This is a genomic window from Clostridium sp. AF36-4 (genome assembly GCF_003435975.1).
Lineage (GTDB): Bacteria > Bacillota > Clostridia > Lachnospirales > Lachnospiraceae > Eubacterium_F.
Genome location: NZ_QTVH01000003.1, coordinates 89,332 through 106,597, shown reverse-complemented (window position 1 = coordinate 106,597; position 17,266 = coordinate 89,332). Strand labels below are relative to the sequence as shown.

Below are 17,266 nucleotides of genomic sequence, written 5' to 3'. Positions count from 1 at the left end.
ACAAAATAAGGAATACACAGGCTGTAAATATGTCAATTCACATTGACATATTTACAGCCTTTATTGTTATTTCTGCTGATAAATGTTATCAATAACCTGCTTGCAATAATAGCAAAATATGTCATAATAGTTAGTAGTGTCTAACTGAGAAAGAGATTGTTGCATGAAAGGAGTAATTATGTCAAATCAGGAGAGTAAGTTTTTGGAGATTGTGGACTTAAAGAAAGGCTTCGGAAGCGGAGAAACCAGACAGGAGGTACTTCGTGGAATGAATTTTTCCGTTGCCAAAGGGGAGTTCTGTGTATTGTTAGGACCATCCGGTTCGGGAAAGTCTACTTTGTTAAACATTATTGGGGGAATTGATTCTGCCGATTCAGGCTATATTGCAATTCATGGTGATAAATTGGAGGATTTAGGGGAAAAAGAATTAACCAGGTACCGCAGAACACATCTTGGATATGTATTTCAGATGTATAATTTGATTGCCAATCTGAATGTGAAAGAGAATATTGAAGTAGGAGCTTATTTGTCTGATGATCCTTTGGATATTGATGATCTTTTACATACACTGGGACTGTATGAGCACCGCTATAAACTGCCAAATCAGCTTTCCGGTGGTCAGCAGCAGAGAGTTTCCATTGGGCGTGCGATTGTAAAAAATCCGGATATCTTACTTTGCGATGAGCCAACCGGAGCACTTGATTACAACACGTCAAAAGAAATTTTGAAATTGATTGAAGATGTAAACAAAAAATACGGAAATACCGTTATTATGGTAACTCATAATGAGGCAATCCGTCATATGGCAGACCATGTGATTAAGCTGCGTGATGGAAGCGTAAGACACAATGATATCAATGAGCAGAAGATTTCGGCAATGGATTTGGAATGGTAGGAGGATGAATGGAATGAAGAAAAACAAGACGAAAAATCCATTAATTAAACGTGTGCCGAGAGAATTAAAAGGGGATTGGAGCAAATATCTCTTAGTCAGTCTGTTTATGATTTTTGTTATCGGGTTTATTTCCGGTATGTATGTGGCAAATGAGAGTATGCTGACAGCGGCAACCGAGAATACGAAAAAGTCAATTTGCGAAGATGGACATTTTGAACTCTTACAAAAGGCTAAAAAAGGAGTTTTTGATTCGCTTTCTGCCACAATATACGAGGATTTTTATTACAATTTAGATGAGGATAAAGATGGCGATGGAAAAAAAGAGGGAACCATCCGCATTTTTCAAAAAAATAATGAGGTCAATCTGGCAAGTGTTTTAGATGGAAGACTTCCGGAAAATAAAAATGAAATTGCGATTGACCGTATGCATGCGGACAATGCAGGAATAAAGGTTGGCGATACGATTAGCGCCGGCGGTGAAAAATATGAGGTTTCAGGTCTGATTGCGTATGTCAATTATGCGACGTTGCATGAAAAAAGCACAGATTTGATGTTTGATGCCATAACATTTGATGTGGCAATGGTGACAAAAGAGGGATGGGAACGGTTAAATGGTACATGCCATTATAACTACGCATGGCGTTATGATAAAAGACCGGCAGATGATGTGGATGAGAAAGAAATGTCGGACGATTTTCTGGATGATTTATATAAAGAGGTGATTACTTCCGGCAATCAGGTGGAGGATTATACACCGGCTTATGCCAATCCGGCAATTACCTTTGCAACAGACGATATGGGGTCGGATTTAGCAATGGGTGGCGTGATTTTGGATGTGCTCATTGTGGTTATTGCCTTTATTTTTGCCGTGACAATTAGTAATACGGTTAAGAAAGAGTCAATGACGGTTGGTACGCTTCGTGCGTCCGGTTACACAAAAGGAGAACTTGTAAGACATTATCTGGCGGCTCCTGTTATTGTGACATTTGTGTCTGCCATTATCGGTAATATTTTAGGTTACACGGTGTTTAAAGAATTAATTGTCTATATGTATTACAGTAACTACAGTCTGCCGACATATGTGACTTTATGGAATCCGGATGCATTTATAAAGACAACGATTATTCCGGTTGTTCTTATGTTTGTTATTAATTTATTGGTTCTTATACGGATGCTGCGTCATACACCATTGCAGTTTTTACGCTGTGATTTGAAAAAGAACAAACGAAAGAAAGCAATGCGTCTGCCGAGATGGAACTTTTTGAGTCGTTTTCGTCTGCGTATTATTTTCCAGAACATACCGAACTATTTAATATTGTTTGTGGGAATTGCCTTTATTTCCATTATGTTAGCAATGGCAGTCGGAATGCCGTCTACTCTGCAGTATTACAAAGATAATACAAAGGATATGATGTTTGCCGATTACCAGTATGTACTGAAAAGTTATAAAGATGAAACGGGTAAAGAAATTACAACGAAAAATTCCGATGCAGAAAAATTCAGTATGGATTCTCTGCTGTATAAGACGGATGCCTTGAATGAAGAAGTGTCTGTATACGGTGTAGAAGATACGAGTAAGTATATTTTTCTGCCGGATGCAAAGAATTTAAAAGAGAAAGAAGTTTACATTTCCAAGCCGTTTAGTGATAAGTATGGTGTAGCTGTTGGTGATACGGTTACACTCAGTGCAAAATACGAGAAAAAGAAATATTTGTTCAAAGTAAAAGGATTTTTTGAACACTCACAGAGTATTGCGGTCTTTATGCCGATTGAGCAGTATCGGACGGTATTTGACAAAGACGAGGATGCATTTGATGGATTTTTTACAAATACCAAAATAAAAGATGTGAAAAAGGATTATATTGCAACGGTGATTACGGAGAGAGAGATTACGAAGATGAGTAACCAGCTTGACCATACGATGGGATCTTATATGCTGTACTTCCAGTTCTTATGTGTGGTTTTGTCGGCCGTACTGATTTATTTGTTGACAAAAATCATCATTGAGAAAAATGAGGTTGCGATATCCATGACGAAAATTCTCGGTTATACAGATGGAGAAATTGCAAAATTATATCTTCTTGCAACAACGATTGTTGTGGTCATCTGTGCGGCACTGAGTGTTTTGGTTGGAACCCTTGTGATGCGGAGTGTATGGACGGTTATGCTGCAAAGCATGAGCGGATGGTTCACTTTTATTATGGGACCTTTGGATTATTTTAAGATGTTTGCGTTTATTTTTGTTGGCTATTTGGTTGTCATGCTCTTTGACTTTAGAAGAATCCGAAAGATTCCTCTTGATGAAGCATTAAAGAGAGTGGAGTAATAAAAATAGTTTTCGTGCTGATAAAAATTATCAATAAGAAAAAACGGGGTGGACTTTTCAGAAAAGAGGACTATAATATTTTTCAAGAAATGGATAAAACGGAGGTGTCGTTAAGATGAAATTATTGAAAAAAATTAACGGAAAACATACGGGATTATTTGCAGCAGGTCTGCTCCTTGGTACAGCAGGAGTGAAAATTCTTTCCAGCAAAGACGCAAAGAATGTATATACAAAGTGTACCGCTGCTGTTCTCCGTGCAAAAGAATCTGTTATGAAGACGGTTACGACGGTTCAGGAAAATGCTGGTGACATTTATGCAGAAGCACAGCAGATTAATGAAGATCGTAAAGCACAGGAAACTTCATATGCAGATGAAAGTCAGACAGAAGAATAAGATACTTATCAAAAAACACCTGTCGGTTTGCACGGGTGTTTTTTGTATATCTGAGAGGTGATAGATATGAAATTTAAAGTTTTGCATAATATGCGTGGCAGAATGCGTATTCATGTAATGACAAATGAAATGACGGATTTGCAGGCGGATAAACTGGAGTATGATTTGGCAGCACAGGATATGATTTTGGCTGCTAAAGTTTATGAGAGAACAAGTGATGTAGTAATTACCTATGCAGGAGAAAGACAGCTCCTTCTCTCTTATCTGCAAACTTACTATTATAGACGGAAGGTAGAAGAAGATGAGACACTTGCCCGCTCCGGCCGTGCGATGAACCGGAAATATTGGGACAAATTAGTGAACCGTGTTGTGCTTCGTATGGGAAGTAAACTTTTTGTTCCGGCTCCGATACGAACCGGACTTGTTTTGGTAAAATCGCTTTCTTACATTAAGAAGGCTCTGTCTTGTGTAGGCAGGAGAAAGATTGAAGTTCCGCTGCTTGATGGTATCGCGATTACAACGTCAATTGTAAGAGGCGATTATGGAACGGCAGGTTCTGTTATGTTCCTTCTTGATTTAGGAGAAATCATGGAGGAGTGGACTCGCAAAAAGTCAGTAGATGATTTGGCAAAGAAAATGTCACTAAATGTAAGTAAAGTATGGCTTAATGTGGATGGCAAAGAGGTTCTTACGGATGTTTCGAAGATAGAGACAGGTGATTGTGTGACCGTGCATATGGGAAATGTCATTCCGCTTGATGGTGTAATCAAAGAAGGAGAGGGCATGGTGAATCAGGCCTCTCTTACCGGCGAGGCAATTCCGGTTGCGAAGAAACCGGGAGGTTATGTTTATGCCGGAACGGTGCTTGAAGAGGGAGAACTTCTGATTGAGGTTAAAGAGAATTCCGGCACAACAAAATATGAAAAAATTGTTGCCATGATAGAGGAAACGGAAAAATTAAAATCAACGGTAGAAAGCCGGGCAGAGCATCTGGCAGACCGTTTGGTTCCGTACACATTGGCAGGAACCGGTCTTGTTTATCTTTTGACGAGAAATGTTACCAAAGCACTTTCTGTACTGATGGTGGATTTTTCCTGTGCGCTGAAATTATCTATGCCAATTTCTGTTTTGTCGGCGATGCGCGAAGCTCAGTCACATGGCATTACCGTCAAAGGTGGAAAGTTCTTAGAGGCAATAGCAGAGGCAGATACAATTGTGTTTGATAAGACAGGAACGATTACAAAAGCACAGCCGGTTGTATCCGATGTGATTTCGTTCTGTGATGAAGAACCGGATGAACTTTTAAGAATTGCCGCATGCTTAGAGGAACATTTTCCTCATTCGATGGCAAAAGCTGTTGTACGCGCGGCGATGGACAAAGGACTTGTTCACGAAGAAAATCATTCCAAAGTGGAATATATCGTAGCACATGGTATTTCTTCGCGGATTCAGGACAAGAAAGTAATCATCGGAAGTTATCATTTTGTATTTGAAGATGAACAATGTGTGATTCCACAGGGCAAGGAAGAATTGTTTGAATCCCTTTCGGGTGAATGTTCGCATTTGTATCTGGCAATTGATGGCGTTTTAGCTGCTGTTATTGCGATTACGGATCCAATCCGCGAGGAGGCACCGCGGGTTGTTTCCATGCTTCGCAAGTGCGGGCTTTCTAAAATTGTTATGATGACAGGAGACAGCGAGCGGACTGCGAAAGTGGTTGCGGCTAAAGTTGGCGTTGATGAGTATTATTCGGAAGTACTTCCGGAAGACAAAGCGTCATATGTGGAAAAAGAACATCAGGCTGGACGTAAAGTTATCATGATTGGAGACGGTGTAAACGATTCGCCGGCACTTTCTGCAGCAGATGTCGGAATTGCAATTTGTGATGGTGCAGAGATGGCACGGGAGATTGCCGATATTACCATTGCAGGCGACAATCTGGAAGAATTAGTTACCTTAAAACGGTTAAGCAATGCGTTAGTAAAGCGGATTCATGGGAATTACCGACAGATTGTTGGCTTTAATACCGGATTGATTTTGTGCGGGATTGGTGGTGTTATGCAGCCGGCAACGTCAGCACTTTTACATAATACATCAACCTTGGCAATCAGCGTTAAGAGCATGAAGGATTTGCTTAACGAAAAGGATGAAAAATAAGACATATAACCTTTGGGGTTATACGGCATGAACAAAAGGAACCTGCATAAAAACAGGTTCCTTAAATGAGGGAAAATCCCTGTTGAAGAATGGTTCAGGATAATTATGACAAAATGTAGAAATTTCATTGTAATTATTCCGTAAATCATCACTTGATTTAATTGTTGGCATAAAAATACCTCCTTACTCCATAACAAAATTATGCACAAGTTTTGCTATGCTGTCAATGGATATACTACTTGAGTTTCCGAAGTTTTATACACAAGTGCGTCATTTCCCATGTCAAAGTCCAGTCCGGAAAAGATATTTATCTTGTATGACCAATTGCGGTGAATTATAAAGGACATAAGAAGCGTTCACAAATATTTTAGAAGAATTAAACCTTAAAGAAGATCACGAACGCGAGTGCAAGCTGGCAACAGGCGGACTCCCGGAGAGTATATGGGAAACATATTCTTCTTTTGCCAATACCAATGGTGGAGCGAAGAAGGTACTGATTCCTATCACATCAGCAGCGGATTTTGGAATGATACCGGCGGATATATATTGAACGCTGTACAGCCATTGTTCTACAGTACTGCAGAGGAAGCGGTATTTAGGGCATTAGGGGGTGATTAAGATGGAAAATGTTGTCATAATCAATTTTAGAAGAACTTGGAGAAAAGAAAATGCAGATATTTGTAGATGCGGATGCATGCCCGGTAGTGGGAATTGTAGAGAAAACAGCAAAAGAACATAATATTCCGGTCACTTTGTTGTGTGATACCAATCATATATTATATTCTGATTACAGTGAAGTAATTGTGGTGGGAGCCGGAGCGGATGCGGTAGATTATAAATTAATCAGTCTTTGCCACAAAGGAGATATTGTGGTATCTCAGGATTATGGTGTCGCGGCAATGGCACTTGGCAAAGGAGCGTATGCGATTCATCAGTCCGGTAAGTGGTACACAAATGAAAATATAGACCGGATGTTGATGGAGAGACATCTGAATAAAAAGGCAAGAAGGAGTTCACATAAGAATCACATTCGTGGTCCGAGAAAGCGGACCAATGAGGATGATGAACGGTTTGCACAGTCATTTGAGAAGCTATTGTTGATGGCAAAAGCGAAGAAAGGTGAGTAACAAATGAAGTGGTTGTTTTGCCCTAAAGGAAATTACAAATAGACACGAATAACAACAAAAATATAAGATTTTACATTTTCTCATCTTTATGCTATGATTAGATTTGTGCATAAATGCGCTAGAAATCAAGGTTTACAAGAAAGGAAAGATAGAAAATGAAACTCGGAATCGTGGGGCTTCCCAACGTAGGAAAAAGTACATTATTTAATTCATTAACAAAAGCAGGAGCAGAATCGGCAAACTACCCATTTTGTACCATTGACCCGAATGTCGGAGTCGTACCGGTGCCGGATGAAAGACTGGATGTATTGACTAAGATGCATGAGTCGAAGAAGACTGTACCGGCAGTTATTGAATTTGTAGATATTGCAGGATTGGTAAAAGGAGCATCCAAAGGAGAAGGATTAGGAAACCAGTTCTTGTCAAATATTCGAGAGGTGGATGCCATTGTACATGTTGTCCGCTGCTTTGAAGATACGAATATTGTTCATGTAGACGGAAGCATTGATCCGCTGCGTGATATTGAGACAATTAATCTGGAACTTATTTTCTCGGATGTTGAAATCTTAGACCGCCGTATTGCCAAGACAGCACGCGGTGCGAACAATGATAAGAAACTTGCCAAAGAAGTAGAAATGATGAAGCGTTTGAAAGATTTTTTGGAAGAAGGACATTTGGCAAAGAATTTTGAACTTTTGGATGAAGAGGAAGAAGAGTGGTTTAAGGAATATAATCTTTTGACAGCAAAACCGGTTATTTATGCGGCAAATGTATCAGAAGATGATTTGGCAGACGATGGTGCATCCAATGAACAGGTAGCAAAGCTGCGTGAGTTTGCAAAAGAGGAAAAATCAGAAGTGTTTGTTATCTGTGCGCAGATTGAGCAGGAGATTGCGGAACTGGATGACGATGAGAAGAAGATGTTTTTGGAGGATTTGGGACTTACTGAGTCCGGTCTTGAGAAACTGATTCGTGCCAGCTACCGCATTCTTGGTTTGATTAGTTTTTTGACAACCGGTCCGGATGAGACGCGTGCATGGACGATTACAGAAGGAACGAAGGCCCCGCAGGCGGCAGGTAAAATTCATACGGATTTTGAACGCGGATTCATTCGTGCGGAAGTGGTAAGTTATGATAATCTGGTAGAGTACAATGGATATAACGGAGCAAAAGAAAAAGGTCTTGTGCGCTCCGAAGGAAAAGAGTATGTTGTACAGGATGGCGATGTTGTATTGTTCCGCTTTAATGTATAAAATCGATTATAAAATGAAAGAGGGGTATTTGGGATGAGTCAAGGGGCAGATATTACATTTCCACATTTGGGAATTACCATTGGACATTTGCCAAAAGGAATTACCATCGGTGGATTCACGATTGCTTTTTATGGTATTATCATTGCCTGTGGTATGCTTGCCGGGCTTATGCTGGCGAGATGGCAGGCAAAGAGAACCGGGCAGGAGCCGGATGTTTACTCCGATTATGCGATTTGGGGAATTATTTTTGCGATTATCGGAGCACGCTTATATTATGTAGCGTTTAGCTGGGATGCCTATAAGAACAATCTATTGCAGATTTTTAACACACGAGGTGGCGGACTTGCGATTTATGGCGGTGTAATTGCTGCCGTGTTGACTGCAATTGTCTATTGTAAAAAGAAAAAATACAATTTCTTTTTATTTGCCGATACGGCTGTGCCGGGACTGGTGCTTGGACAGATTATCGGACGGTTTGGTAATTTTATGAACCGGGAGGCATTTGGAGAATATACGGATTCGCTGTTTGCTATGCGCTTAAAGGTGAGTGATGTCACATCGGCAAATATTACTTCTACGATGAGAGAGCATATCAGCATACAAGATGGCATTCGTTATATTCAGGTGCATCCGACGTTCTTGTATGAAGCGGCATGGAATGTGCTAGTACTGACGGCAATGCTTCTTTATACGAAGAAAAAGAAATTCGATGGAGAGATTTTTCTCATTTATCTCATCGGATATGGTCTTGGCAGAGCATGGATTGAGGGACTGCGTACCGACCAGTTACAGATTGGAACAACCGGAATTGCTGTATCACAGGTATTTTCGGCGGTTCTTGTAGTGGCTGGCGTGGTTGCCTGGATTTATCGGATGAGACGGTTGAAAAAGAAAGAAAAATAACAAAACCAGGAAAAAGGTCCTGTTTGTCTACGATATAAAGTAGATAAGCGGGGCCTTTTTTTGCATGCAAACAGGAAAAAAATTGGAATTAGGCTTGCCAATTCCCACTAAGTGGTGTATTATTAATGTAAAAGTGGTGAGAAGTGGAGTAAAGTGTCACGAAGTGGAAAATTTTATGCTTTATGTGGCAGGTTCACAAAGCCATGATGGGAAGTTGGTGAAGCACGATGTTTATGGGGACGTATGAGCATGGCCTTGACGCGAAAGGACGTGTGATTATTCCGGCGAAATTAAGAGAAGACTTAGGGGAGTCTTTTGTTGTGACGCTTGGATTAGACGGTTGTCTGTTTGCGTATCCAATGAACGAATGGGAGGGTTTCATCGAAAAATTAAAAGAACTTCCCGGCACGAAAGAGGCCAGAATGCTTCAGAGACATTTCTTAGCAAATGCGGCACCATGTGAACTGGACAAGCAGGGACGTGCTTTGATACCGGCAAAATTACGTGAATATGCCGGACTTGCCAAAGAAACCGTTTTTGTCGGCGTCCTTTCTAAAATTGAAATTTGGAGTAAAGAGCGCTGGGATGAAAATGATGATTATGACAACATCGATGACATTGCCGAACATATGTCAGAGTTTGGCCTTAGTTTTTAGTCGGTGCAGGCAAGGAGGCAGTTATGGAATTTAAGCATGTGTCGGTTCTGTTAGAAGAAACCATAGACAGTCTGAATATTTGTCCGGATGGAATCTATGTAGATGGTACAACCGGTGGCGGCGGCCATTCATATGAAATTGCAAAGCGATTAGGAGACAAGGGGCGTTTAATCTGCATCGACCAGGATGCGGAGGCACTTGCTGCGGCGCGCATGCGGCTGGCACCTTTTGAAGAAAAAATTACCTTTGTAAAAAGCAACTATGTACATATGAAAGAAGTGCTTTCGGAGTTGTCGATACCAAAAGTAAACGGCATTGTTTTAGACTTAGGTGTTTCTTCTTATCAATTAGACAATGCCGAGAGGGGATTTTCCTATCGGGAAGATGCACCACTTGATATGCGGATGGATAGAGAGCAGAGTGTAACTGCCAAAGACATTGTAAATGAATACCCGGAATCCGAACTTTTCCGCATTATTAAAGAATATGGCGAGGAACGATTTGCAAGAAGTATTGCAAGAAATATTTGCAGACAAAGAAAAGAAAAACCGATTGAGACGACCTTGGAATTAGTCGATTTAATACGCACTTCTATGCCGGCAAAAGCAAGAAATGGAAAAAGCCATCCGGCAAAGAGAACCTTTCAGGCAATCCGAATTGAATGCAACCGCGAATTGGATGTGTTAAGACAGGCGCTTGACGACATGGTTGATTTGCTTTGTGATGGAGGAAGACTTAGTATCATCACCTTTCACTCATTGGAAGACCGCATGGTAAAGACAAGCTTTAAGAAACAGGAAAATCCATGTACCTGCCCGCCGGATTTCCCGGTTTGTGTCTGTGGAAAGAAACCAAAAGGAAAAGTTGTTACAAGGAAACCGATTCTTCCATCAGAAGAGGAATTAGAACGAAATACACGCTCAAAAAGTGCGAAATTAAGAGTGTTTGAAAAAATAGAAAGTTAGGAGGAAGTTACATGGCAACACGGAGAACGCCATACGTATATGGAAGTGCGGCACCGAACATTGAGGTAATGCCGCGCAGGGAGGATGATTACGAGAGAAGGAGACAGACAAGACCCGTCTCCAGACCAAGACAAAAACGGAAGGCAAAAATTGATAAAGTTGCTGTGTTATTGACAGCACTTACTTTTTTTGTTGTAATGGCTGCCGGTATCTTTTATCTGCGTTTGCAATTTCAGTCTACCTATTTGAATAAAAGTGTGGTAAAATTGCAAAGTGAAGTAGTTGAAATGGAAAAGAAAAATGCAACTGCCGAGAAAGAATTGGACGACTCGGTTGATTTGACTGCCATTTATAATAAAGCAACCAAACAGCTTGGCATGGTGGCAGCAAGCGAAAACCAGATGGATACTTATGAGAGCCGGAAGAGTACGCAGGTTCGCACTCATGGGGATATTCCGGCAGAATAATTGTGAAAAGCACAACCGGAATGGAGAGTAAGATATGGCTACACAGTATAATCAAGGACAATACTCCTATCGAAGACGCAGAAGAAGAGGAAAGCCGAAACGTTTTAGCAGAAAAATGTGTATTACGGTATTTCTCGTCTTTTGCGTTTGTTTGTTTACTTTTGGGGTGTTGTTGTTTAAGATTTACCGCATCAACAGTAAGGATGGAGACCGTTACCGCAAAGAGGCACTTTCGCAGCAGTCATATACAAATACGGTGTTGAATTACCAGCGCGGTGATGTTAAGGACCGTAACAATACTACATTGGCAGTCAGCGTGCGCAAATATGATTTGGTGTTAGAGCCACGGACACTTGGCAAAGATGAAAAGAAAAAACAGGCAACGGTAGATGCAATTGCAAAAACATTTGGCGTGGCATCGTCTGTTGTGGAAGAAGTAATTCAGAAAAAGCCAAACTCGATGTACGAGCATATTGATGGTTTAAAGGAACTGCCTGCAAAAAAGGTGGACAAGTTCAAAAAGCAGATAAAAAAAGAACGTTTAGAGGGCGTTTGGTTTGAGGAAGTGTACAAAAGAAATTATCCGCTGAAAACCGTTGGTGCAAGTATTATTGGTTTTATGAATTCAAATAATCAGGGAACTTACGGTGTGGAAGAACAGTACAATTCCGTTTTGAATGGAACGACAGGAAGAGAGTATGGTTATTTTGATTCCAATATGAATTTACAGCGAACCATTAAAGAAGCAAAAGACGGCAATTCGGTTGTTCTCACGATTGATGCCAATGTGCAGAAAATCATAGAGGATGAAATTGCGGATTTTCAAAAGAACGGAACCGGTGCCAAGACGATTGCGATGATGGTCATGAATCCGAAAAATGGAGAAATTCTTGCTATGGCATCCAACTCCACATTTGATTTGAATGACCCGCAGAATCTGGCGTCCATGTATTCGGAACAGAAGATTGCAGCGATGACAGACAAAGAGAAAAACGAGAACCTTTTGTCCATGTGGTCGAATTTCTGCGTTGGCTCTGCCTATGAGCCGGGTTCTACATTTAAGCCGTTTACCATTGCTGCGGCGTTAGATGAAAATATTATTTCCGGAAAATCCACATTTCAGTGTAACGGTGTAAAGAAAGTGGCAGACAGAGAAATTCATTGTAGTAATCGTAGTGGACATGGTATGCTTGATTTGCGTCATGCTCTCATGGAATCCTGCAATGCAGCACTTATGGATATCGGACTTGGATTAGGAAGAAATAAATTTAGTAAGTATAACAAATTGTATGGATTTGGACAGCGTACCGGTGTAGATCTGCCGGGCGAGACCTCCGGTTTGATTCACACGAAAGAAGAATTGAATCCGGTAGAATTAGCGACAAGTAGTTTTGGACAGACGCAGACGGTTACGATGGTTCAGATGCTCAGTGGTTTTTCATCCTTGATTAATGGCGGAAATTATTATCAGCCGCATTTGGTAAAAGAAATTCAGAACAGTAACGGTGATGTGGTAAAAACGATTGATCCGGTTGTTGTGAAACGAACAACGAGTGAGGATACCAGTTCGAAATTAAGAAGCTACTTAAAATCAACGGTAGAAGCAGGAACCGCGGCACCGGCACAGGTAAAGGGGTATTCTATTGGTGGAAAGACCGGTACGGCGGAAAAACGACCGGTATCGGCAAAGAAATACTTAGTTTCCTTCATTGGCTGTGAGCCGGCAGAAGACCCGGAAGTGGCTTATTATGTGATTATTGATGAGCCGCATGTAAAAGACCAGGCGCACTCTACCTATGCGACCGAATTTTCGTCGAAGGTGATGAAACGTGTTCTTCCGTTTTTGGGACAATATGCTTCTTCGTCTCAAACAAAGCAGGATGCGAAACAAGAATAGGAATGATGAAGGGGCATATCTGAGCTCTCCATACAATACACTGTAATAATGAGAAAATCGGGAGCTTGTTTATGGAAAACCGACATCGAACATACCAACGTCAGTCAATGGGGTTGGTATTTTTTCTCTTTGTGCTTGTACTTTTAACACTGCTTGGCAGGCTTTTTTATCTCATGATAGGAAAAGCGGATTATTATGGAGTACAGGCGAAGGAACTTCATGAGCGTGAGCGAAAGATTAAGGCGGAACGAGGAGAAATCAAGGACTGTCACGGCAATGTATTAGCGGCAAATCGGTCCGTATCGACTATATCCGTAATCCACAGTCAGATGAAGGAGCCGGAACGGGTGATAACCCTTTTGTCGAAGGAATTGATGTTAGACGAGAAAGAGGTCCGGAAAAAAGTGGAGAAGGTTTCTTTGCGTGAAAAAATTAAATCGAACGTGGATAAGGAAACTTCGGATCGGATACGAAATTACAAATTGGCGGGTGTTACCGTCGATGAGGACTATAAAAGAGAGTACCGCTATGACTCGCTGGCATCAAAGGTGCTTGGTTTTACCGGCGGTGATAATCAGGGAATTATCGGTTTGGAAGTATCTTATGAAAAATATTTAAAAGGATTGGATGGCTCGATTTTGACAATGACGACCGCTTATGGTACGGAAATTGAAAATGGAGCCGAAGACCGCATTGAGCCGGTGGCAGGCTGGACATTAAATACCAGTCTTGATTTACCGGTGATGGAATACACGGACCAGTTAGCCAATTATCTGCTGAAAAAGAAACAGGCGAAAAGCGTGGATATTATTGTTATGAATCCTCAGAATGGAGAGATTTATGCGATGGCATCGGCACCGGAATTTAACTTAAATGATCCATACCGGATTTCCGGAGATTTGAGTAAAATGTCGGCAAAGGAAAAGAGTGAAAAGAGAAATGCTATGTGGCGGAACCCTTGTGTGTCGGATACTTATGAACCAGGTTCCACATTTAAGATACTGACAACGGCGGCAGCACTCGAAAAAGGTGTTGTGAAGATGACGGACCGTTTTCACTGTCCTGGTTATAAAATAGTGGAGGACAGACGGATACGCTGTCATAAAAAAGGAGGACACGGCAGTGAGACATTTTTAGATGGCATTATGAATTCATGCAATCCGGTTTTCATTGAAGTGGGCGCAAGAGTCGGTGTATCTGACTTTTTCCGCAAGATGTCAGATTTTGGATTGATGAATCGGACGGGGATTGATGTGCCGGGGGAGGCGTCGACCATTATACATAAAGAGAAAAATGTTGGAGCAGTTGAACTGGCAACGATGTCTTTTGGGCAGTCCTTCCAGCTCTCACCGATCAGACTTGTAAGCCTTGCAGGTTCCATGATAAACGGAGGGTATTCCATTACACCGCATTTCGGTGTCAGCGCAGTTAGTGCCGATGGCAGTCTTATGAAACATTTTTCATATGGAAAGAAAGAACGTGTTGTGTCAAAGGAAACTTCGGATTTGATTCGGATGGCACTTGGCAAGGTTGTTTCAGAAGGAACCGGACATAAGGCTTCTGTGAGAGGATTTTCCGTTGGCGCAAAAACCGGAACAAGTGAGAAACTTCCGCGCGGTAATGGAAAATATATTGCGTCAACCATTGGTTTTGCTCCGGTCGAGAATCCAAAAGTTATTGCACTTGTGCGGATTGATGAACCGCAGGGCCTATACTATGGAGGTACTGTGGCAGCACCGGCAATTGCTGCGCTGTTTGAAAACATTCTCCCTTATTTATGCAAAAACTGATTTGCTGAATAAGTGCTTGCGGTAAGGCTCGTAATGGTATAAAATAGACACGTGCGTTGACGTACTTAATAAGATAAGAAGAGGTGGATATGAATGAATAATCTAAGTCTTAGTGTGTTTATGCCGGTTATAATTTCTTTTTTAATCAGCGTGGTATTTTGCCCGATTTTGATTCCTTTTCTGAGGAAATTAAAGTTTGGACAGACCGAGCGTGAAGAAGGACCACAGTCTCATTTGAAAAAGAATGGAACACCGACAATGGGTGGTCTTGTGATTTTGGCAAGTATTTTGCTGACCTCCTTAATTTATATTGGCAAATTCACGGAAATTCTTCCCGTTTTATTTATGACACTTGGTTTTGGTCTGATTGGTTTTCTGGATGACTACATCAAGGTGGTAAAAAAACGTTCGCTTGGGTTGACTCCTTTGCAGAAGATGGCATTGCAGTTTGTTGTGACCGGTGTATTTATTTACTATTACTTCAAAATTGCCGGTTTGAATACATCCATTAAAATTCCGTTTGTAAGCGGAGATGGATTCGTTATGCCAACATGGCTGTTTATCATTTTTGTTTTTATTGTCGTACTTGGTACGGTAAATGGTGTAAACTTTACCGATGGCTTAGATGGTCTGGCATCCGGTGTAACCGTAATTGTAGCAACATTCTTTACGATTGCTGCACTGAGTCTGAATCCATCAATGACACCGATTACAGGAGCCGTGGTAGGAAGTCTTTTGGGATTTTTACTGTTTAACACATATCCCGCGAGAGTTTTCATGGGTGATACCGGTTCGTTAGCCCTTGGTGGTTTTGTGTCCTCCATTGCGCTGATGCTTCATATGCCGTTATTTATTGTGATTATCGGCTTGATTTATCTGGTAGAAGTCCTTTCTGTTATTTTGCAGGTTGGTTATTTTAAACTGACTCACGGAAAGAGAATTTTCAAAATGGCGCCAATTCATCATCATTTTGAGTTGTGCGGTTATTCAGAGACACAGGTTGTAGCAGCATTTAGTATTGTTACAGCATTATTATGTCTGGTTGGTATTATGGCATTGTAATTTACCGGAGAAGGGATGAATAAAATGGATTTAGAGAATCAAAAAGTATTAGTTGCCGGACTAGGAAAAAGTGGCATGGCAGCATATGAACTGCTGAAAAATATGGGCGCTAAGGTCAGTTTGTTTGACGGAAAAAAAGATTTGGATGTGTCCGGTTATGACGCACCGGTTTTTCTTGGCAAAATGACAAAAGAGGAACTTGCCGGTTTTGCCTGTGCGGTGTTTAGTCCGGGTGTTCCGTTGGATATTGATTTGGCAAGTGAACTGCGTGAATTAAACATTCCAATCATTGGTGAGATTGAACTTGCTTTTCTCTGTGAAAAAGGAGTTGTGGCAGGAATTACCGGAACAAATGGTAAAACAACGACAACAACGCTTGTTGGTGAGATTATGAAAGCTTACAAAGAAAAAGTTTTTGTTGTCGGAAATATTGGTAATCCGTATACGAAAGAAGTGGAGAAAAGCGCTGCCGATTCGGTTACGGTGGCAGAAATCAGTAGTTTCCAGTTGGAGACGATTGATACGTTCCATCCGGTTGTGAGTGCGGTTTTGAATATTACACCGGACCACTTAAACCGGCATAAAACAATGGAAGAGTACATACGGGTAAAATTATCCATTACGAAAAATCAGACAAAAGAGGATTTGTGTGTACTTAATTATGAGGATGACGTTTTACGTGACAGTGCGAAAGAAATGCCTTGTGAAGTGACATTCTTTAGCAGTAAACAAAAGATTGCAAATGGTTTGTACCAGAATGACAATAAAGATATTGTGGACGCCAAAACAGGTGAGGTTCTGATGAATATGTCGGAGTGCAATCTGCCGGGTGACCACAATTGCGAAAATATTATGGCGGCTATTTTAATTACAAGAAAATTAGGCGTTCCGATGGATACGATTCTTTCTGTTGTAAAGAAATTTCAGGCGGTGGAGCACCGTGTTGAATTTGTCAAAACGGTAAGAGGTGTTGATTATTATAACGATTCGAAAGGAACGAATCCGGATGCTGCGATTAAGGGAATTCAGTCGATGAGCAAACCGACGGTCCTGATTGGCGGCGGCTATGATAAAGGCGGCGAATTCGATGAGTGGATTCAAAGTTTTGGCGGCAGAGTAAAAAAACTTTTGCTTATGGGTGAAACCAAAGATAAAATTGCAAAGACTGCTGAGAAACTTGGATTTACCGATTACGAGTTTGTCGAATCTTTGCAGGAGGCGGTATCACGTGGTGCAGAACTTGCATCCGAAGGTGATGCGGTGCTGTTATCTCCGGCTTGTGCGAGCTGGGATATGTTTGATTCGTACGAGCAGAGAGGAACTTTGTTTAAAGAGTATGTTCGAAATTTATAAAGGGAGTCAGGAGGGACTGCT

The 17,266-nt window shown here is 41.2% G+C and carries 14 protein-coding genes and 1 pseudogene; 14 read left to right on the top strand and 1 reads right to left on the bottom strand.

The features are described from left to right. Window positions 1-178: 178 nt before the first annotated feature. The 4 genes from DW005_RS02620 (at window position 179) to DW005_RS02605 (ending at window position 5,772) form a co-directional block, all read left to right on the top strand. Window positions 179-895, top strand: a complete 717-nt coding sequence (locus DW005_RS02620; protein WP_117478109.1) for an ABC transporter ATP-binding protein — start codon at window positions 179-181, stop codon at window positions 893-895. Between the two features lie 13 nt (window positions 896-908). Then, window positions 909-3,221, top strand: a complete 2,313-nt coding sequence (locus DW005_RS02615) for an ABC transporter permease (protein ID WP_117478043.1) — start codon at window positions 909-911, stop codon at window positions 3,219-3,221. Between the two features lie 115 nt (window positions 3,222-3,336). Further along, entirely contained in the window at window positions 3,337-3,615 is a 279-nt protein-coding gene (locus DW005_RS02610) for a DUF6110 family protein (RefSeq protein WP_117478042.1), read from the top strand. 66 nt (window positions 3,616-3,681) lie between these two features. Beyond that, window positions 3,682-5,772: a heavy metal translocating P-type ATPase gene (locus tag DW005_RS02605; protein WP_117478041.1), complete on the top strand. Its 2,091-nt coding sequence runs from the start codon at window positions 3,682-3,684 to the stop codon at window positions 5,770-5,772. Window positions 5,773-5,856: 84 nt separating this feature from the next. Here the strand turns inward: DW005_RS02605 and DW005_RS02600 are convergent. Further along, window positions 5,857-5,943: pseudogene (locus tag DW005_RS02600) on the bottom strand (antitoxin PHD); the annotation flags it as partial. A 497-nt stretch (window positions 5,944-6,440) separates the two neighbouring features. Here DW005_RS02600 and DW005_RS02590 point away from each other — a divergent pair. The 10 genes from DW005_RS02590 (at window position 6,441) to murD (ending at window position 17,245) form a co-directional block, all read left to right on the top strand. Continuing rightward, complete coding sequence (locus DW005_RS02590) at window positions 6,441-6,899, top strand: YaiI/YqxD family protein (protein ID WP_117478040.1); 459 nt, start codon at window positions 6,441-6,443, stop codon at window positions 6,897-6,899. Window positions 6,900-7,054: 155 nt separating this feature from the next. Beyond that, window positions 7,055-8,152, top strand: coding sequence for a redox-regulated ATPase YchF (ychF, locus tag DW005_RS02585; RefSeq protein ID WP_117478039.1), 1,098 nt, complete (start codon window positions 7,055-7,057; stop codon window positions 8,150-8,152). Between the two features lie 33 nt (window positions 8,153-8,185). Further along, entirely contained in the window at window positions 8,186-9,055 is an 870-nt protein-coding gene (gene lgt / locus DW005_RS02580) for a prolipoprotein diacylglyceryl transferase (RefSeq protein WP_117478038.1), read from the top strand. A 227-nt stretch (window positions 9,056-9,282) separates the two neighbouring features. Then, on the top strand, window positions 9,283-9,711 hold the full coding sequence (gene mraZ / locus DW005_RS02575; protein WP_117478037.1) for a division/cell wall cluster transcriptional repressor MraZ: 429 nt from the start codon (window positions 9,283-9,285) through the stop codon (window positions 9,709-9,711). 23 nt (window positions 9,712-9,734) lie between these two features. Further along, window positions 9,735-10,676, top strand: a complete 942-nt coding sequence (rsmH, locus tag DW005_RS02570) for a 16S rRNA (cytosine(1402)-N(4))-methyltransferase RsmH (RefSeq protein WP_117478036.1) — start codon at window positions 9,735-9,737, stop codon at window positions 10,674-10,676. Between the two features lie 11 nt (window positions 10,677-10,687). After that, the gene (locus DW005_RS02565; RefSeq protein ID WP_117478035.1) at window positions 10,688-11,143 is read left to right on the top strand and encodes a hypothetical protein; all 456 of its coding nucleotides are present in this window, start codon (window positions 10,688-10,690) and stop codon (window positions 11,141-11,143) included. A gap of 34 nt (window positions 11,144-11,177) precedes the next feature. Next, window positions 11,178-13,040, top strand: coding sequence for a penicillin-binding transpeptidase domain-containing protein (locus DW005_RS02560; protein ID WP_117478034.1), 1,863 nt, complete (start codon window positions 11,178-11,180; stop codon window positions 13,038-13,040). A gap of 71 nt (window positions 13,041-13,111) precedes the next feature. After that, window positions 13,112-14,830, top strand: a complete 1,719-nt coding sequence (locus DW005_RS02555; RefSeq protein WP_117478033.1) for a penicillin-binding transpeptidase domain-containing protein — start codon at window positions 13,112-13,114, stop codon at window positions 14,828-14,830. A gap of 93 nt (window positions 14,831-14,923) precedes the next feature. Beyond that, window positions 14,924-15,892, top strand: a complete 969-nt coding sequence (gene mraY / locus DW005_RS02550; protein WP_117478032.1) for a phospho-N-acetylmuramoyl-pentapeptide-transferase — start codon at window positions 14,924-14,926, stop codon at window positions 15,890-15,892. Between the two features lie 15 nt (window positions 15,893-15,907). Beyond that, window positions 15,908-17,245 (top strand): UDP-N-acetylmuramoyl-L-alanine--D-glutamate ligase, encoded by a 1,338-nt coding sequence (gene murD, locus DW005_RS02545; protein ID WP_347461360.1) that lies wholly within the window; start codon window positions 15,908-15,910, stop codon window positions 17,243-17,245. Window positions 17,246-17,266: the final 21 nt, after the last annotated feature.